This window comes from Nocardiopsis valliformis DSM 45023 (genome assembly GCF_000340985.1).
GTDB classification, from domain to species: domain Bacteria; phylum Actinomycetota; class Actinomycetes; order Streptosporangiales; family Streptosporangiaceae; genus Nocardiopsis; species Nocardiopsis exhalans.
Window position 1 is genome coordinate 279,060 of sequence record NZ_ANAZ01000003.1, and the last position, 13,264, is coordinate 292,323.

The following is a 13,264-nucleotide window of genomic DNA, read 5'->3' on the forward strand; positions in this document are numbered from 1 at the left end:
ATGACCCAACATTGCGCGGTACTCACGTACAGTGGGGGAATGAGCAGGAGAATTCTCAACACCATCGGAGTGGACGAGGCCCGCACCAGACTTTCCGAGCTGCTCGCCAAGCTGTCTTCCGAACCGGCGGGCGAACCCGTGGCGGTAGGCGCCTACCGGAAGCCCCAGGGGGTGCTCATCTCGGTCAGGGAGTACGAAACCCTGATCCAGGTCTACGAAGAGCACGTGCGGCGTAGGGAGACGGAAGCCGCCCTCATGTCCGTCCGTGCCGAAGGCGGCGATCCGTCACCCGAGGCCATCGACGACGTGGAGCGTGCCGCCGCAGGCGAGATCACCTATGACGAAGCACGGGAACGGATACTGGAACGCGCTCACCGATGGACAACGACCCCTACTGCTACCCCGGTACAGAGGTCCTCAGGAATCGTTTCCACATCCTCGATCCAGCCGTCCTCGGACGATACGAGGACGAGCTCTCACTACTGAACCTGCGCAGACTGGTTGATCACCCCGTCCCCGGCGACTACGACCTCGCGCACCTGCGCCGCTTCCACGAGGAGATCTTCGGGGACCTGTACCCGTGGGCGGGCCAGATCAGAACCGTGGACATCGCCAAGGGGGCCCAGTTCTGCCCGGTCCGAAACATCCAGCACTACGCGGTCGAGATCTTCACGCGGCTGGCTCAGCAGGACCACCTCCGCGGCCTCGAACGTGAAAAGTTCGTATTCGACCTCACCGAACTCCTCGGTGATCTGAACGCACTGCACCCGTTCCGTGAGGGCAACGGGCGTGCGCAGCGAGCATTCATCGGACAACTCGCACGGGACGCTGGTTACAGGATCGCTGGGGAACGCCTGGACGGTGACCGCAACAACCACGCGTCCGCGGCGAGTCTGGCGCAAGGGGACAACAGCTTTCTCCGGGCCATGCTGGACGAACTCGTCGAGGGCCCGGGCTGACCTGACAGGGCGGATGCCCCGGGGTTCAGGCCCCGGTCCCGGTCTCCGGGTCGAGGGACTCGGCGTTGATCCGGGCGACGGTATCGACCATGTGCGACTCGATCAGCTCCAGCAGCCGCTCCTCGGCGCCCTCCACGATCGCGTCCAGGATGCGCCGGTGCTCGTCCAGGAGCTCCTGGGGCTCGGGATAGACGTCCTGCATCACGGTCAGGCACATTCGGGTCTCCACCAGGAGGGTCTGGGCCATGCGCTCCAGGCGTGAGTTGCCCGCGCAGCTGACCAAGGTCTGATGGAACTCCTGGTCGGCATCGCTCATCGCGGTCCGGTCGCCGCTGGCGGCAGCCTCGGCCAGTCGGTCCACCGCGGGGGTGAGACGGGCCAGGGCCTCGCCGCGGTTGCCGCGCATGATCAGCTCGCAGGCGGCGCGTTCCACCGCGAGGCGAGCCACGTAGACGTCCCGGACATCGTCGGGGGTCAGCTCGCACACGAACAGGCCCCTGTGCCGTTCGCTGCGGAGCAGGCCCTCCTGGACCAGGCGCTGCATGGCCTCGCGGAGCGGACCCCGGCTGACCCCCAGCTGCCCCGCCAGTTCGGCCTCGCCGAGCTGGTCCCCGGGGGCTAGGGAGCCGTACATGATCGCGGACCGCAGCTGGTCGGCGATCAGCTCGGCGGTGGACCGCCGGGGGACGGGTCTGAGCTGACCAGGGGCTGACATGGAGATTCCCTTTCTTCGGAGCTGCGGGGTCGTCTTCGGAAGCAACGGGGTCGCGGCACAAATGTGACGAACCGGGCGCGGGCTGGCCCTGAGGTTAACCGGCGGCGAAGGCGCTCCGGACCACGGAGGCCCCGGAACGGAAGAGCGTGCCCGGGCCGGGCCTGGCCTGGCATTGACCGGCGAGCCGGAGCCCCTCCCAGACGCTCACCTGATTGGCGGTGAGCACGGTCTTGCCCAGCAGGGCCTCCATCGGTTCGATGAGGTCCGCGCTGTGCAGGGCGGTGTCCGGGACCACGACGGCCTCGGCTCTGGGGTGGTCGTTGGAGATGACGAAATCGAGCGCGTCGTCCGGGTCGAGGTCGCCCACCTCGGCGGCGGTGGCGATGCCGTGGCTGGCCAGGGACAGCACGGTGAAGCCCGCCTCGGTAAGGAACTCCACGAAACGCTGGGCGACGTCGTCCGGGTAAGTGGCGGCGATCGCGACCCGGGAGATCCGCAGCTGGGCCAGGGCGTGCACGAAGGCGAAGGAGGTGCTGGAGCTAGGCACCCCCGTCACGTCCCGCACGCCCTGGACTTGGCGTCGGGCACCCTCCCAGCCGAACACGAAGCTTCCGCTCGTGCAGGCCCAGACCGCGGAGTCGACCTCCATGGCGGCGAGCTCCTGCGCCCCCTTGGCGAGCACGGCCTCGCTGCCGACGTCCAGCAGGGCGTCCACCCGGTGGGCGTCCTCGCGCATGAGCGTGTGCACCACGGGGAGTTCGATCTCCCCGCCGAGCAGTTCGGCGAAGGTCTTGTAGTCGTCCTCGGCGCTGTGGCCGGGGTACAGAATTCCGACACGGGTCATGGTTCTCCTCCTCGCGGTTCGAGGCGCTGGCGCCCTCCGGGCAGTGGTCACGCGGCGCTGGGCGCCGCGACGTCAATCAGCCGCTGTCCGTGGGCCACGGCCCGGCGGTCGGCGGCCCGCAGCAGGCCCCACATGGTGACCTGGTTGGCCGCTATCACCGGTTTGCCCAGTTCCCGTTCCAGCGGCGCGATGATGTCGTAGGTGAGGACGTTGGTGCAGCTGATGTACACGGCCTGTGCGTCCGGGTGATCGGCTTCGTGCACCGCGCGGGCGACCTCGGCGTAGGTGACCTTCCAGATGTGGCTGAGCAGGCCGAGGCCGACGCTGGAGGTGACCGCCACGTCGTGTTCGGCGAGGTAGGCGAGCAGGCGGTCGGTGACACTGTCCACGTACGGGGTGACCACCGCGATCCGGTCCGCCCCCAGGGTCTCCAGAGCGCGGATCAGCGCTCCGGAAGTGGTGACGGCGGCCGGTGCGCCCGCGGCCAGCATGGTCCGGTGGAGTTCGCGTTCGCCCGCCGCGCCGTGGACGAAGCTGCCCGAGGCGCAGGCGTAGCCGACCGCGAGGGGCTCGGGGGCCAGGAGCGCGCGGACCGCCCTGGTCACGCTCTTGCCCTTGCTGAGGGCGGCGGCCTGATCGACCGTCACCGGAACGTGCACGTACGGCAGGCGGGTGACGTGCAGCGAGACGTCGTCGGGCGCCCAGCGCCACAGTTCGCGGTCGAGCGCGAAGTCGTAGGGCGCGATCACGCCGATCCCCGCCTGCCACGGGGTCCGTGTGGCCGCCGACAGTTCGACGACCTCGTGTACGGCGGCCTGTTCGGGTACGGGCGCACCCGCCGCGTGGAGTGCGGCTTCCAGGCCGTGCTCGTGGGCCGGCCGGTCTCCCTGGTTCCGCATCGGTCACTCACCTCCCAGTGCTGTTCACAGTGCTGTGCTTTCGGACTTCCGGGCTTCGGAGCTTCCGGGCTTCGGAGCTTCCGGGCTTCGGAGCTTTCGGGCTTAGGGGCTTACGGACTTGGGGGCGGGCGCGCTCGGTCAGCGCTCGAGCCGCTCGTACAGGAGGCGCTCACCGACGCTGCCGGAGCGCCAGACGTCGTTGCAGGCCTCGGCCATGGCGGGAAGGTTCTCGATGACAGTGGCGAACACGTTGCCGGGCACCCAGCCCACGTCGCCGTTGAGCAGGAGGTTGTTGCGCCCGTAGAAGAGGGCGAGGTCGATGACGCCGGGCAGGTGGTCGATGCCCTTGTCCTCCTTGAAGGAGCGGTCGAGCATCCCCCCGTCGAAGGAGAAGTAGACGATGTCGCCGGGGATCGGGGTGACGGTGGGGTTCTCCTGGCCGGGTTCGGGGTCGGCGAACCTCGGGACCATCGTGTAAACCTCGTTGCGCGCGTACTTGGCGTGCTGGACGGCGTCACCTTGCGGGAGGGCTTTCCACACCGCCTCGCAGGTACGGGGCGCGTCCTTGTCGAGCAGCTCCGCCACGCAGGAGACCCCGCGTTTGGCGAGTGTGACGGTCATGTAGCGGGGCAAGTGCCCCCCCCTTCGAGTGCTGGTCCTTCGACGGGATTTCTACGGGTTCCGCTGAGGCTTCTGGGTTCCCGTGGGCTCCTGGGTTCCCGTGGGCTCCTGGGTCGCGGGAATGTTGATTGTCGACAATCTTACGATTAACCCTCGGGGGCGGCAATAGACCTCGAGAGGTGTGGGTATCCCGCCAGCGTCGGGGCAGCCCCACATGCACCTTTAGCCGGAAACAGTCGTTTTGTGGATTGTTGACAATCCTATGTCGGCTCCCTAGCGTTTCCCGTGCAGGGCGGAACCACCCCTCGACGGCAGGATGAAGAACAAGGCCAGAGCGCCGAGATCAGAGCACCGCCGCAACCGGAAAGCACGCCCGTGAACAGTTCCACCGCCACCCCGTCCGCGCCCGACCGTCCCCGTCTCCTCGTCCTCCGAGGGGACGACCTCCCTCCGGGGCACGAACGCATCGACGACCACCCCGGACTCGGAGAGGTCGTCTACGCCACCGCCGACGAACTCCCCGCCAAGCTTCCGGGCACGGACGCCCTGCTGGTGTGGGACCTGTTCACCGAGGCCCTCTCCGACTCCTGGACCAAGGCCGACTCCCTGCGCTGGGTGCACGCCGCCACCACGGGCGTGGACAACCTGATGTTCCCCGGGCTGGTGGACAGCGACGTGGTGGTCACCAACTCGCGCGGCGTCTTCGACGAGCACATCGCCGAGTACGTCCTGGGGCTGGTGATCTCCTTCGCCAAGGACTTCCACCGCACCTGGGAGTACCAGCACGACCGGCTGTGGAAGCACCGCGAGACCGAACGGGTGACAGGCAAGCGCGCCCTGGTCGTCGGTACCGGCCCCATCGGCCGCGCGATCGCCCACAAGCTCCAGGCCGTCGGCATGGAGGTGCGCGGCTCGGGCAGCCGCGCCCGCGACGGCGACCCCGACTTCGGCTCCGTCGCCGAGTCCACCCTGGCCGAGCGGGCCCGGGGCGGCGGGAACACCCTGCACACCGAGGTCCCCGAGGCCGACTACGTGGTCATCGCAGCCCCGCTCACCGAGGCCACCCACGGCCTGGTCGACCGGCACTTCCTCGACCTCATGAAGCCCACCGCGCGGCTGATCAACATCGCCCGCGGCCCCATCGTCGTCCAGTCCGACCTGGTCGCCGCCCTGGACCGGGGCTCGATCGCCGGTGCGGCACTGGACGTCTTCGAAAGGGAACCGCTCAAGGCCATCAACCCCCTGTGGGGCCTGCCGGGTTCCGTCGTCTCTCCGCACATGTCCGGTGACGTGGTCGGTTGGCGGGAGGACCTGGTGGAGCTGTTCCTGGACAACCTCGCCCGCTACCTGGACGGGCGTGAACTGCGCAATGTCGTGGACAAGAGCCGGGGCTACGTACCCGGCTGACCCCTCGCGTGACTTGGGAGGCTGAAGTGACGATCCGTTCCGACCGGGCCGAGACCGACAACGCTGGTGCGGCCGTCGGTACGGCCGAAGGCTCCACCGGAGCCGACGGAGGTGCCGCGCGCGGCGCCCCGTTGGCGCGCATGGGAGACCCCGTGACCCCGGCCGACCTGTCCGCCGAAGAACTCCTGCACGCCTACTCCACCGGGGAGCTCTCCCCGGTGGAGGCGGTGGAGGCGGTGCTCGACCGCATCGAGCAGGACAACCCCGCGTTGAACGCCTTCTGCCTGGTGCGCCCCGAGGAGGCGCGCGAGGCGGCCCGGGCCTCCGCCGAACGGTGGCGGCGCGGCGAACCGGTGGGAAAGCTGGACGGGGTGCCCGCCTCCGTCAAGGACATCCACCTGACGAAGGGGTGGCCCACCCTCAAGGGGTCGGTGGCCGCCTCCCAGGAGGGCCCGTGGGACGAGGACTCCCCGGTGGTGGCCCGGATGCGCGAGCACGGGGCGGTGTTCGTCGGCAAGACCACCACCCCCGAGCTGGCATGGAAGGGTGTCACCGACAACCCGCTCACCGGGATCACGCGCAACCCGTGGGACCTGTCCACCACGCCCGGCGGCTCCAGCGGAGGTTCGGCGGCGGCGGTGGCGGCCGGGATGGGTCCGCTGTCCACCGGCACCGACGGGGGCGGGTCCATCCGCATCCCGGCGAGTTTCACCGGGGTCTGCGGGATCAAGCCCACCTGGGGGCTGGTCCCGCACTACCCCGCGAGCCCGTTCGGGTCGCTGGCGCACACCGGGCCGATGGCCCGGACCGTGGGCGACATGGCGCTGATGCTGGACGTGATCAGCGGCTTCGACGCCCGGGACTGGATGGCGCTGCCCACCCCGGGCCCTGGCCTGGCCGAGGCGGGCCGCGGTGCCGACCCCGCGGAGCTGGTCCGCGGGCTGCGGATCGCCTACAGCCCGACGCTGGGCGGGCAGCACGTGGACCCGGAGGTGGCCCGCGCGGTCGCCGAGGCGGTGCGCGTGTTCGAGTCGCTGGGCGCCAAGGTGGAGAAGGCCGATCCGGGGTTGCCGGAGTCCGTGGACGAGTTCCACGTGCTCTGGTACTCGGGCGCGGCCAAGGCCACCGAGAAGCTCACCGCGCGGGACCGGGACCTGCAGGACCCGGGGCTGCGGGCGATCATCGAGGAGGGGCTGACCTACTCGGCACAGGACTACCTGACCGCGATGGCACTGCGGATGGCGATGGGCGCCCAGATGGGCCGCTTCCACGAGACCTACGACCTGCTGCTCACCCCGACCATGCCGATGGTGGCCTTCGAGGCCGGGCTGGAGTCGCCGCCGGAGCTGGCCGGGCGGCGGTGGACGTCCTGGGCCGGGTTCAGCTACCCGTTCAACATGACCCAGCAGCCCGCGGCGAGCGTGCCGTGCGGGTTCAGCGAATCGGGGCTGCCCATCGGTCTGCAGGTGGTGGGCCCCCGCCACTCCGACGAACGAGTACTGCGCGCGTGCCGGGCCTTCGAGCTCGCCCGCCCCTGGGGGGCGCGGCGGCCGTGAGGGTGCCACGCAAGGCGATCTCTCGGTGACGGGATGATGACGATGCGGCGACAGTAGCCACATCCCCACCAGCCGTGAACAGGTGCTTTGCTCCCCGGGCAGGAATTTTGTCCGTTTCCAGGACTTTTGCCCGGGGAGTTCAGTGCCTTAAGGCCCCCGCTGGACCCCACACAGGCGTTAACGTCTTCATCGGAGTGGTGTCACGCGCGCACGATGCGGGATGAGGGAGGACCGATGACCGGTGGTGGAGCCGAGGGTGCTCGGAAACAGATCAGGGTCTTCCTTGTCGACGACCACGAGGTCGTCCGGCGCGGCGTGGCCGCGCTGCTGGAGACCGAGGACGACATGACCGTCGTCGGCGAGGCCGGAACCGCAGAACAGGCGCTGGCGCGGATCCCCGTCGTCCTGCCCGACGTGGCCGTGCTGGACGTGCGGCTGCCGGGCGGTTCGGGCGTGCAGGTGTGCCGGGAGATCCGGTCCGACCACCCCGAGATCGCCTGCCTGATGCTCACGTCCTTCGCCGACGAGGACGCCCTCTACGACGCCGTCATGGCCGGGGCCGCCGGGTACGTGCTCAAGCAGATCCACGGCGCCGACCTGGTCGGCGCGGTCCGCACGGTGGCCGCCGGCGGTTCCCTGCTGGACTCGGGCAGCACCGGGGCGATGCTGGAGCGGCTGCGCGGCGCACAGGCCGAGCCGGACCCGCTGGCCGAACTGACCCCCCAGGAACGGCAGATCCTCGACCTCATCGGCGAGGGCATGACCAACCGGCAGATCGGCGAGCGGCTGTACCTGGCCGAGAAGACCGTGAAGAACTACGTGTCCGCGCTGCTGGCCAAGCTGGACCTCAAGCGCCGCACGCAGGCCGCCGTCCTGGTCGCCGAGCTCCGCGGCCGCCGCTACTAGTACCACCCGACACCCTCACCGGAACAGGCCCTTCATCTCGAAGGGGCCTGTTTTGTCGGCATGCCTCAAAACCAGAGATCCATAAATACCCACTTTGGTACTGTGGGCATTACCCACACTGGGTGCTGTGCGAAGGAGGAGCCCCATGGACCTGGTCAAGAGAGGGAGCCGAGGACGCATCACCCTCGGAGAGTCGGTCCTCACCAGCGAGTACTACGAGGTCGAAACAGGGGACGATGGGACGGTCATCCTGCACCCGGTCAATGTCACCCGCGCCAACTCTCAGGTGTTCGAAGAAAGCAGCGAGGCGATCAAGGCCTCTGTCTCCCGGGAAGACGTCACCGACGCCGTATCCGAAATACGGGAGGGCCGTTGATCGTCATTGACGCCTCCGCCGTGATCAACGCTCTCACCAGTAGGGAGGGGCCGGGCAAGGCGGCCCGGGACCGGCTCGGCCCCGAAGAGCTGGCCGCGCCCGCCCTGCTCGACTGGGAAGTAGCCTCCGTACTGCTGTCCCTGTCCAAGCCCGGACGGGGCCGTGAAGCCAAACTCTCGGCGGATGACCGGGATCTGGCGATGGAAGCGTATGAACGGCTGACCATTGTCCGCTACGGCCTTCACCCGCTCTGGCCGCGTATGCAGGCCTTGTCGGCCAACCTTTCCAGCTACGACGCGTCGTACGTGGCGCTCGCGGAGAAACTCGGCGTACCGCTGGTGACAGCTGACCGCCGCATCGAACGCGGGGCACTGACCAGCGCATCCATCGAGATCGTCTAGAAACGAGAACGCCGCGAGGCTCCGTCTGGCCGCTTCCCTCGACGACGGGGCCCACCTGCGAGAATGAAGACTTCCTCATGTCCGCTTCATCCGGACGCCGTCTTCCTCGGGGACGCTCGACAGTATGAGATCACCTCTGGTGCCGCTGGCTCTCGGGGCGCTGGCGGTCGTGCTGTTCGCGACCGCCGCCCTGGTCTGGGCTGTGTTCCTGCGCGCTCCCGACCCGGGCCCCGCCTCGGAGGTGGTGGTCGGCGAGTCCCCCGACGCCGTCACCGCCGAACCCACCGATGACGGCCCGGTCGGACAGCCGCCGCCTGTCACCGACCGGGAGGGCACCGGGAGCTCGTCTACGGAGCCCTCACCCGAACCCGAGCCCGCCCCCGCGCCGACAGGGTTTCCCTTCGCCTGCCTCGACGAGCACGTGAACCACGAAACCTGGGACGAGGACCAGTGGGACGACTGGTGGGAGGACTGCCTGGACGCGCGGTACGAGAACGGGGACGACGACGATGACGACTGACCGCCCCCTGGGCGGACGCGGTGCCGAGGGTGCTGACGGCAACGATCCCGACGCCACCACCGTGCACGTCCCGCCCGGCCGCGCCAGACCCGCAGGCCCGGCCTCCGGCTCCGAGGGGCCCTCGGGGCGCACCTCGCTCTTTCCCACGATGGTCATCCGCGGGCCGCAGCCCGAGCTCCCCCAGCGCCGACGGGTGCCCGCCCGACTGCTCATCATGGTGTGGGTCGTGCTGCTCATGGCCGCTGTTCTGGTGCTGGTCAACGTCGTCACCTGGAGCGCCCTGACCGCCCGGACCGACGAGCGGGTCGACCGCGCCCTGGCCCAGGAGACCGCCGAGTTCCAGGAGTTCGCGGCGGTCGGTGTCGACCCGAACACAGGTGAGGCCTTCACCGACGTCGCCTCCCTCATCCGGGTCCACTTGGAGCGCCAGTACCCCGAGGACTCCGAGATCCTCTTCGGGTGGGTGGACGAGCCCGACGAGAGCGCTCAGGAACAGACCGCCTCGCGTAGCGGGCGAGGCGCGGCCGAACCCGACGCCGGGCGCATCCGGCAGGGGCAGGAGCCGCCCTACGACCTGTCCGCCGACCCCGAGATGGTCGAGGCGGTCCTGGGCTCCGACAACGCGCGGGGACAGCTGGACACCCCCGCCGGGCCGGTCGAGTGGGAGAAGGTCCGCGTGCTCCCGCCGGGTGAAGAGGGCACGGCGGGGTGGTTCGTGATCGGCTACTTCACCGCGCAGGACGACGACACCACCGGCGGGACCATGAGCACTATCGCGCTGGTCAGCGGCCTGGGGCTGCTCGCCGCTGCCACCGCCGCCTGGTGGGTGGCCGGTCGCATCCTCGCCCCGGTCCGGCTGGTCCGGCAGACCGCCGCGGAGATCTCCGAGGAGGACCTCACCCAGCGCATCGAGGTTTCCGGCCGGGACGACATCGCAGCCCTGGCCGAGCAGTTCAACAGCATGTTGGACCGTCTGGAGGGCGCGTTCACCGAGCAGCGCCGCTTCGTCGATGATGCCGGGCACGAACTGCGCACCCCCATCACCATCGTGCGCGGCCATCTGGAGCTCATGGGCGACGACCCCGAGGAGCGCCGGGAGGTGGTCCGACTGGTCACCGACGAACTGGACCGGATGGGCCGCATCGTCGAGGACCTGCTGCTGCTCGCCAAGGCCCAGCAGCCCGACTTCGTCCGCCCCGAACCCGTCTCCCTGGCCGAGCTCACCAGTGACATCGACGCCAAGGTCCGGCGGCTGGGAAACCGGGACTGGCGGCTGGAGGCCCTGGCCGAGGAGACCGTGCGGCTGGACCCGCAGCGCGTCACCCAGGCGATGGTGCAGCTCGCCGCCAACGCCGTGCGGCACACCCCACCCGGTTCCACCCTGCGCACGGGTTCGCGGGTCAGCGGGGCCGAGGTACGGCTGTGGGTGTCCGACCAGGGCCCCGGCATCCCCGCCGAGGAGCACGGACGCATCTTCGAACGCTTCTCCCGGGGCGGGCGCACCGCGCGCGGCGACCGCGGCGCCGGGCTGGGCCTGGCCATCGTCCGGGCCATCGCCGAGGCCCACCACGGCCGGGTGGACCTGCACTCGGCCCCCGGGGCGGGTTCCACCTTCACCCTGGTCATCCCCCTGGCCCCCGTTGACGGACGCGTTGGAAGGGAACACCTGTGAGCCGGGTACTCATCGTCGAGGACGAGGAGCGGATCGCCTCGTTCGTGCGCAAGGGCCTGACCGCCAGCGGGTTCACCACCACGGTGGTGGGCACCGGCGCGGAGGCCGTGGACTACGCCGTCACCGGCGGGTTCGACCTGATGCTGCTGGACCTGGGGCTACCGGACACCGACGGCTTCGACGTGCTGCGCCGGGTGCGCTCCCTGGGTGTGGACGTCCCCGTGGTGATCCTGACCGCCCGGGACGGGGTGCGCGACACCGTGACCGGGCTGGAGATCGGCGCCGACGACTACGTGACCAAACCGTTCCGGTTCGAGGAGCTGTTGGCCCGGGTGCGGCTGCGGATGCGCACCGAGCGCACCGCCGACCTCACGGTGCTGCGCGCGGGCGGGCTGTCCCTGGACCTGCGCACCCGCCGGGTGGCGGTGGGCGAGGACTCCATCGACCTCACCGCCCGGGAGTTCGCCCTGCTGGAGCTGCTCATGCGGCACCAGGGGCAGGTGATGACCCGGCAGCAGATGCTGTCGCACGTGTGGGGTTACGACTACGACCCGGGCTCCAACGTGGTGGACGTGTTCGTGCGCGCGCTGCGCCGCAAGGTGGGTTCGGAGCGCATCGTGACGGTGCGGGGCATGGGGTACCGGCTGACCGGCTGAACAAGCCGGTTGGGCGGCCGGGTGACGCAGTCGAGAACGGCGACAACCCCGTCATCCGAAGATGAGCGTTCCCTCATGGAAGGCTCATAAAGACCTCACTGTGGCCTTCCACGATGGTCACATGTTCTTCTTCGCGCTGGCGGTCGACCTGACCGCGATCACGGTGTTGTCCTACGTCCTCTACTTCCGCAGGCACGGCCGGCGGGACCTGGTGCTCGCCTACGTGGCGCTCAACGTCGGCATCTTCGCCGTGGTCTCCATGCTGACCCAGCAGGAGGTGGGTCTGGCGGTCGGCTTCGGGCTGTTCGGGGTGCTGTCGATCCTGCGGCTGCGCTCGGACCTGATCAGTCAGGGGGAGATCGGCTACTACTTCGTGGCGATCGCCCTCGGTCTGGTGAACGCGGTGGCCGCCCCGACCCCGTGGCTCATGGTGGGGCTGAACGCCCTGCTGCTGTCCGCCCTGTACCTGGCCGGGCACCCGAAGCTGCTGGCCCGCACGCAGCGGCGGATCATGACGCTGGACGTGGTGCACGAGGACCCGGTGGCGCTCCGGCAGGACCTGGAGGGGCGGCTGCGCGGCCGGGTGCGGCACGTGGACGTCACGGAGGTGGACTACGTGCGCGACCTGATGGTGGTGGACGTGCGCTTCCAGGAGCCGAAGCTGACCCAGGTCCCGGGCCCGTCGGCCGAGCGCCGCCAGCCGATGCCCGCCTGGTGGGGTGACCGTTGAGCCCCGACTTCTCCCCCGCTGCCACCGGTACCGGCCCGGGAGCCGGACCGGTGAGCCCCGTGAGCCGTCCGGCCGAGGGACCGCCCGGCCTGGAACGGCTGCGGCCCGTGTCCCTGGCCGAGATCAACGAACGCGCCGCCCTGGTCACCCGTACCTGCCGCAAGTACCTGCTCCCCACGGAGCTGGTGCCCGCCCTCTTCGCGGGGGCGGAGCGCGGGTTCGGGGTACTGGAGATCGGCGGCCGGACCTCCTTCCTGTACTCCTCCACCTACCTGGACACCCCGGACCTGCGGACCTTCCACGACCACCGGCAGGGGCGGCGGCTGCGCTACAAGGTGCGCACCCGCACCTACGTGGACACCGAGACGAAGATGTTCGAGGTGAAGCTGAAGGGCGCGCGCGGGATCACCGACAAGGTGCGGACCGAACTCCCGATGGACGCCCCCGTGGACCGGTTGACCTGGCAGACCCGGGACTTCCTGGACCGTTCCCTGAGCCGCTGCCGCATGGACCCGCCGGACGTCCTGCTGCCCGCCGCCGTGACCGACTACCTCCGGACCACGGTGGTGGCCCTGTCCGGCGAGGAGCGGGTGACCGTGGACCACGACCTGGTCGGGTACCGGGGCGACTGGGAGGTGCGGATGCGCCCGGACACGGTGCTGCTGGAGGTCAAGACCCGGGGCGGGCTGACCGCGACGGAGCGGCGGCTGCACGAGCTCGGGGTTCGCGAGTCGCGGTTCAGCAAGTACGCGGCCGCGCTGGCCGCCCTCGAACCGCGGCTGCGCGGCAACCGCTGGCACCGGGCGACGGGCCGCTGCATGGACCGTCCGATCCCCTCGCGCAGCCACGAGAGCGCAGTTCATGCCGGTTGACGCGGTGCCGGAAGTTTCACGTGAAACATCCGGTACCGGTTTCGCACCCGGCCCTGACCGGAGAAAGCAAGCGGCCGCCGCCTCGTAACCGGTCGAGGCGGCGGCCTTTCGCCGTGAACCCTCTCCCGCT

16 protein-coding genes are annotated in these 13,264 nt (G+C 69.8%); 12 read left to right on the top strand and 4 right to left on the bottom strand.

Annotated features, from left to right (window positions below; translation table 11 throughout):
- Positions 1-39: 39 nt before the first annotated feature.
- Positions 40-486, top strand: coding sequence for an antitoxin VbhA family protein (locus D457_RS35590; protein ID WP_152514137.1), 447 nt, complete (start codon positions 40-42; stop codon positions 484-486).
- Positions 378-959: a Fic/DOC family protein gene (locus tag D457_RS0103940; protein ID WP_017579343.1), complete on the top strand. Its 582-nt coding sequence runs from the start codon at positions 378-380 to the stop codon at positions 957-959. The genes D457_RS35590 and D457_RS0103940 overlap by 109 nt, the downstream gene beginning before the upstream one ends.
- A gap of 25 nt (positions 960-984) precedes the next feature.
- Here the strand turns inward: D457_RS0103940 and D457_RS0103945 are convergent, their stop codons facing one another.
- The 4 genes from D457_RS0103945 to D457_RS0103960 form a co-directional block, all read right to left on the bottom strand.
- The gene (locus D457_RS0103945) at positions 985-1,674 is read right to left on the bottom strand and encodes a GntR family transcriptional regulator (RefSeq protein ID WP_017579344.1); all 690 of its coding nucleotides are present in this window, start codon (positions 1,672-1,674) and stop codon (positions 985-987) included.
- A 94-nt stretch (positions 1,675-1,768) separates the two neighbouring features.
- A complete protein-coding gene (locus D457_RS0103950) occupies positions 1,769-2,518 on the bottom strand; it encodes a maleate cis-trans isomerase family protein (RefSeq protein ID WP_017579345.1) in 750 nt (249 codons plus the stop codon).
- 47 nt (positions 2,519-2,565) lie between these two features.
- Positions 2,566-3,417, bottom strand: coding sequence for a maleate cis-trans isomerase family protein (locus D457_RS0103955; RefSeq protein WP_017579346.1), 852 nt, complete (start codon positions 3,415-3,417; stop codon positions 2,566-2,568).
- Between the two features lie 138 nt (positions 3,418-3,555).
- Positions 3,556-4,038 (bottom strand): DUF3830 family protein, encoded by a 483-nt coding sequence (locus D457_RS0103960; RefSeq protein ID WP_017579347.1) that lies wholly within the window; start codon positions 4,036-4,038, stop codon positions 3,556-3,558.
- Positions 4,039-4,413: 375 nt separating this feature from the next.
- On the opposite strand from D457_RS0103960, the gene D457_RS0103965 reads away from it, so the two are divergent.
- The 10 genes from D457_RS0103965 (at position 4,414) to D457_RS0104010 (ending at position 13,134) form a co-directional block, all read left to right on the top strand.
- Positions 4,414-5,445, top strand: a complete 1,032-nt coding sequence (locus tag D457_RS0103965) for a D-2-hydroxyacid dehydrogenase (RefSeq protein WP_017579348.1) — start codon at positions 4,414-4,416, stop codon at positions 5,443-5,445.
- A 26-nt stretch (positions 5,446-5,471) separates the two neighbouring features.
- Complete coding sequence (locus D457_RS0103970; protein WP_017579349.1) at positions 5,472-7,001, top strand: amidase; 1,530 nt, start codon at positions 5,472-5,474, stop codon at positions 6,999-7,001.
- Between the two features lie 234 nt (positions 7,002-7,235).
- Complete coding sequence (locus D457_RS0103975) at positions 7,236-7,907, top strand: response regulator (protein ID WP_017579350.1); 672 nt, start codon at positions 7,236-7,238, stop codon at positions 7,905-7,907.
- 145 nt (positions 7,908-8,052) lie between these two features.
- On the top strand, positions 8,053-8,283 hold the full coding sequence (locus tag D457_RS0103980; RefSeq protein ID WP_017579351.1) for a hypothetical protein: 231 nt from the start codon (positions 8,053-8,055) through the stop codon (positions 8,281-8,283).
- Positions 8,280-8,684, top strand: a complete 405-nt coding sequence (locus tag D457_RS0103985; protein WP_017579352.1) for a type II toxin-antitoxin system VapC family toxin — start codon at positions 8,280-8,282, stop codon at positions 8,682-8,684. The genes D457_RS0103980 and D457_RS0103985 overlap by 4 nt, the downstream gene beginning before the upstream one ends.
- 124 nt (positions 8,685-8,808) lie before the next feature.
- Positions 8,809-9,204: a hypothetical protein gene (locus D457_RS0103990; RefSeq protein WP_026116304.1), complete on the top strand. Its 396-nt coding sequence runs from the start codon at positions 8,809-8,811 to the stop codon at positions 9,202-9,204.
- Positions 9,194-10,876, top strand: coding sequence for a sensor histidine kinase (locus tag D457_RS0103995; protein WP_017579353.1), 1,683 nt, complete (start codon positions 9,194-9,196; stop codon positions 10,874-10,876). The genes D457_RS0103990 and D457_RS0103995 overlap by 11 nt, the downstream gene beginning before the upstream one ends.
- Positions 10,873-11,532: a response regulator transcription factor gene (locus D457_RS0104000; protein WP_017579354.1), complete on the top strand. Its 660-nt coding sequence runs from the start codon at positions 10,873-10,875 to the stop codon at positions 11,530-11,532. The genes D457_RS0103995 and D457_RS0104000 overlap by 4 nt, the downstream gene beginning before the upstream one ends.
- 121 nt (positions 11,533-11,653) lie before the next feature.
- Positions 11,654-12,262 carry a DUF4956 domain-containing protein gene (locus D457_RS0104005; RefSeq protein ID WP_039830925.1) on the top strand — a complete coding sequence of 203 codons (609 nt, stop codon included), beginning with the start codon at positions 11,654-11,656 and terminating at the stop codon, positions 12,260-12,262.
- Positions 12,259-13,134: a polyphosphate polymerase domain-containing protein gene (locus D457_RS0104010; RefSeq protein ID WP_017579356.1), complete on the top strand. Its 876-nt coding sequence runs from the start codon at positions 12,259-12,261 to the stop codon at positions 13,132-13,134. Before D457_RS0104005 ends, D457_RS0104010 begins: the two co-directional genes overlap by 4 nt.
- Positions 13,135-13,264: the final 130 nt, after the last annotated feature.

What these genes read in the sequence shown, in the direction of transcription:
- D457_RS0103955 (WP_017579346.1), bottom strand. Translation starts at nt 3,417, where the DNA reads ATGCGGAACCAGGGAGACCGGCCGGCCCACGAGCACGGCCTGGAAGCC.
- D457_RS0103995 (WP_017579353.1), top strand. Translation starts at nt 9,194, where the DNA reads ATGACGACTGACCGCCCCCTGGGCGGACGCGGTGCCGAGGGTGCTGAC.
- D457_RS0103975 (WP_017579350.1), top strand. Translation starts at nt 7,236, where the DNA reads ATGACCGGTGGTGGAGCCGAGGGTGCTCGGAAACAGATCAGGGTCTTC.
- D457_RS0103940 (WP_017579343.1), top strand. Translation starts at nt 378, where the DNA reads ATGGACAACGACCCCTACTGCTACCCCGGTACAGAGGTCCTCAGGAAT.
- D457_RS35590 (WP_152514137.1), top strand. Translation starts at nt 40, where the DNA reads ATGAGCAGGAGAATTCTCAACACCATCGGAGTGGACGAGGCCCGCACC.
- D457_RS0103980 (WP_017579351.1), top strand. Translation starts at nt 8,053, where the DNA reads ATGGACCTGGTCAAGAGAGGGAGCCGAGGACGCATCACCCTCGGAGAG.
- D457_RS0103945 (WP_017579344.1), bottom strand. Translation starts at nt 1,674, where the DNA reads ATGTCAGCCCCTGGTCAGCTCAGACCCGTCCCCCGGCGGTCCACCGCC.
- D457_RS0104005 (WP_039830925.1), top strand. Translation starts at nt 11,654, where the DNA reads ATGTTCTTCTTCGCGCTGGCGGTCGACCTGACCGCGATCACGGTGTTG.
- D457_RS0103990 (WP_026116304.1), top strand. Translation starts at nt 8,809, where the DNA reads ATGAGATCACCTCTGGTGCCGCTGGCTCTCGGGGCGCTGGCGGTCGTG.
- D457_RS0103960 (WP_017579347.1), bottom strand. Translation starts at nt 4,038, where the DNA reads ATGACCGTCACACTCGCCAAACGCGGGGTCTCCTGCGTGGCGGAGCTG.
- D457_RS0103950 (WP_017579345.1), bottom strand. Translation starts at nt 2,518, where the DNA reads ATGACCCGTGTCGGAATTCTGTACCCCGGCCACAGCGCCGAGGACGAC.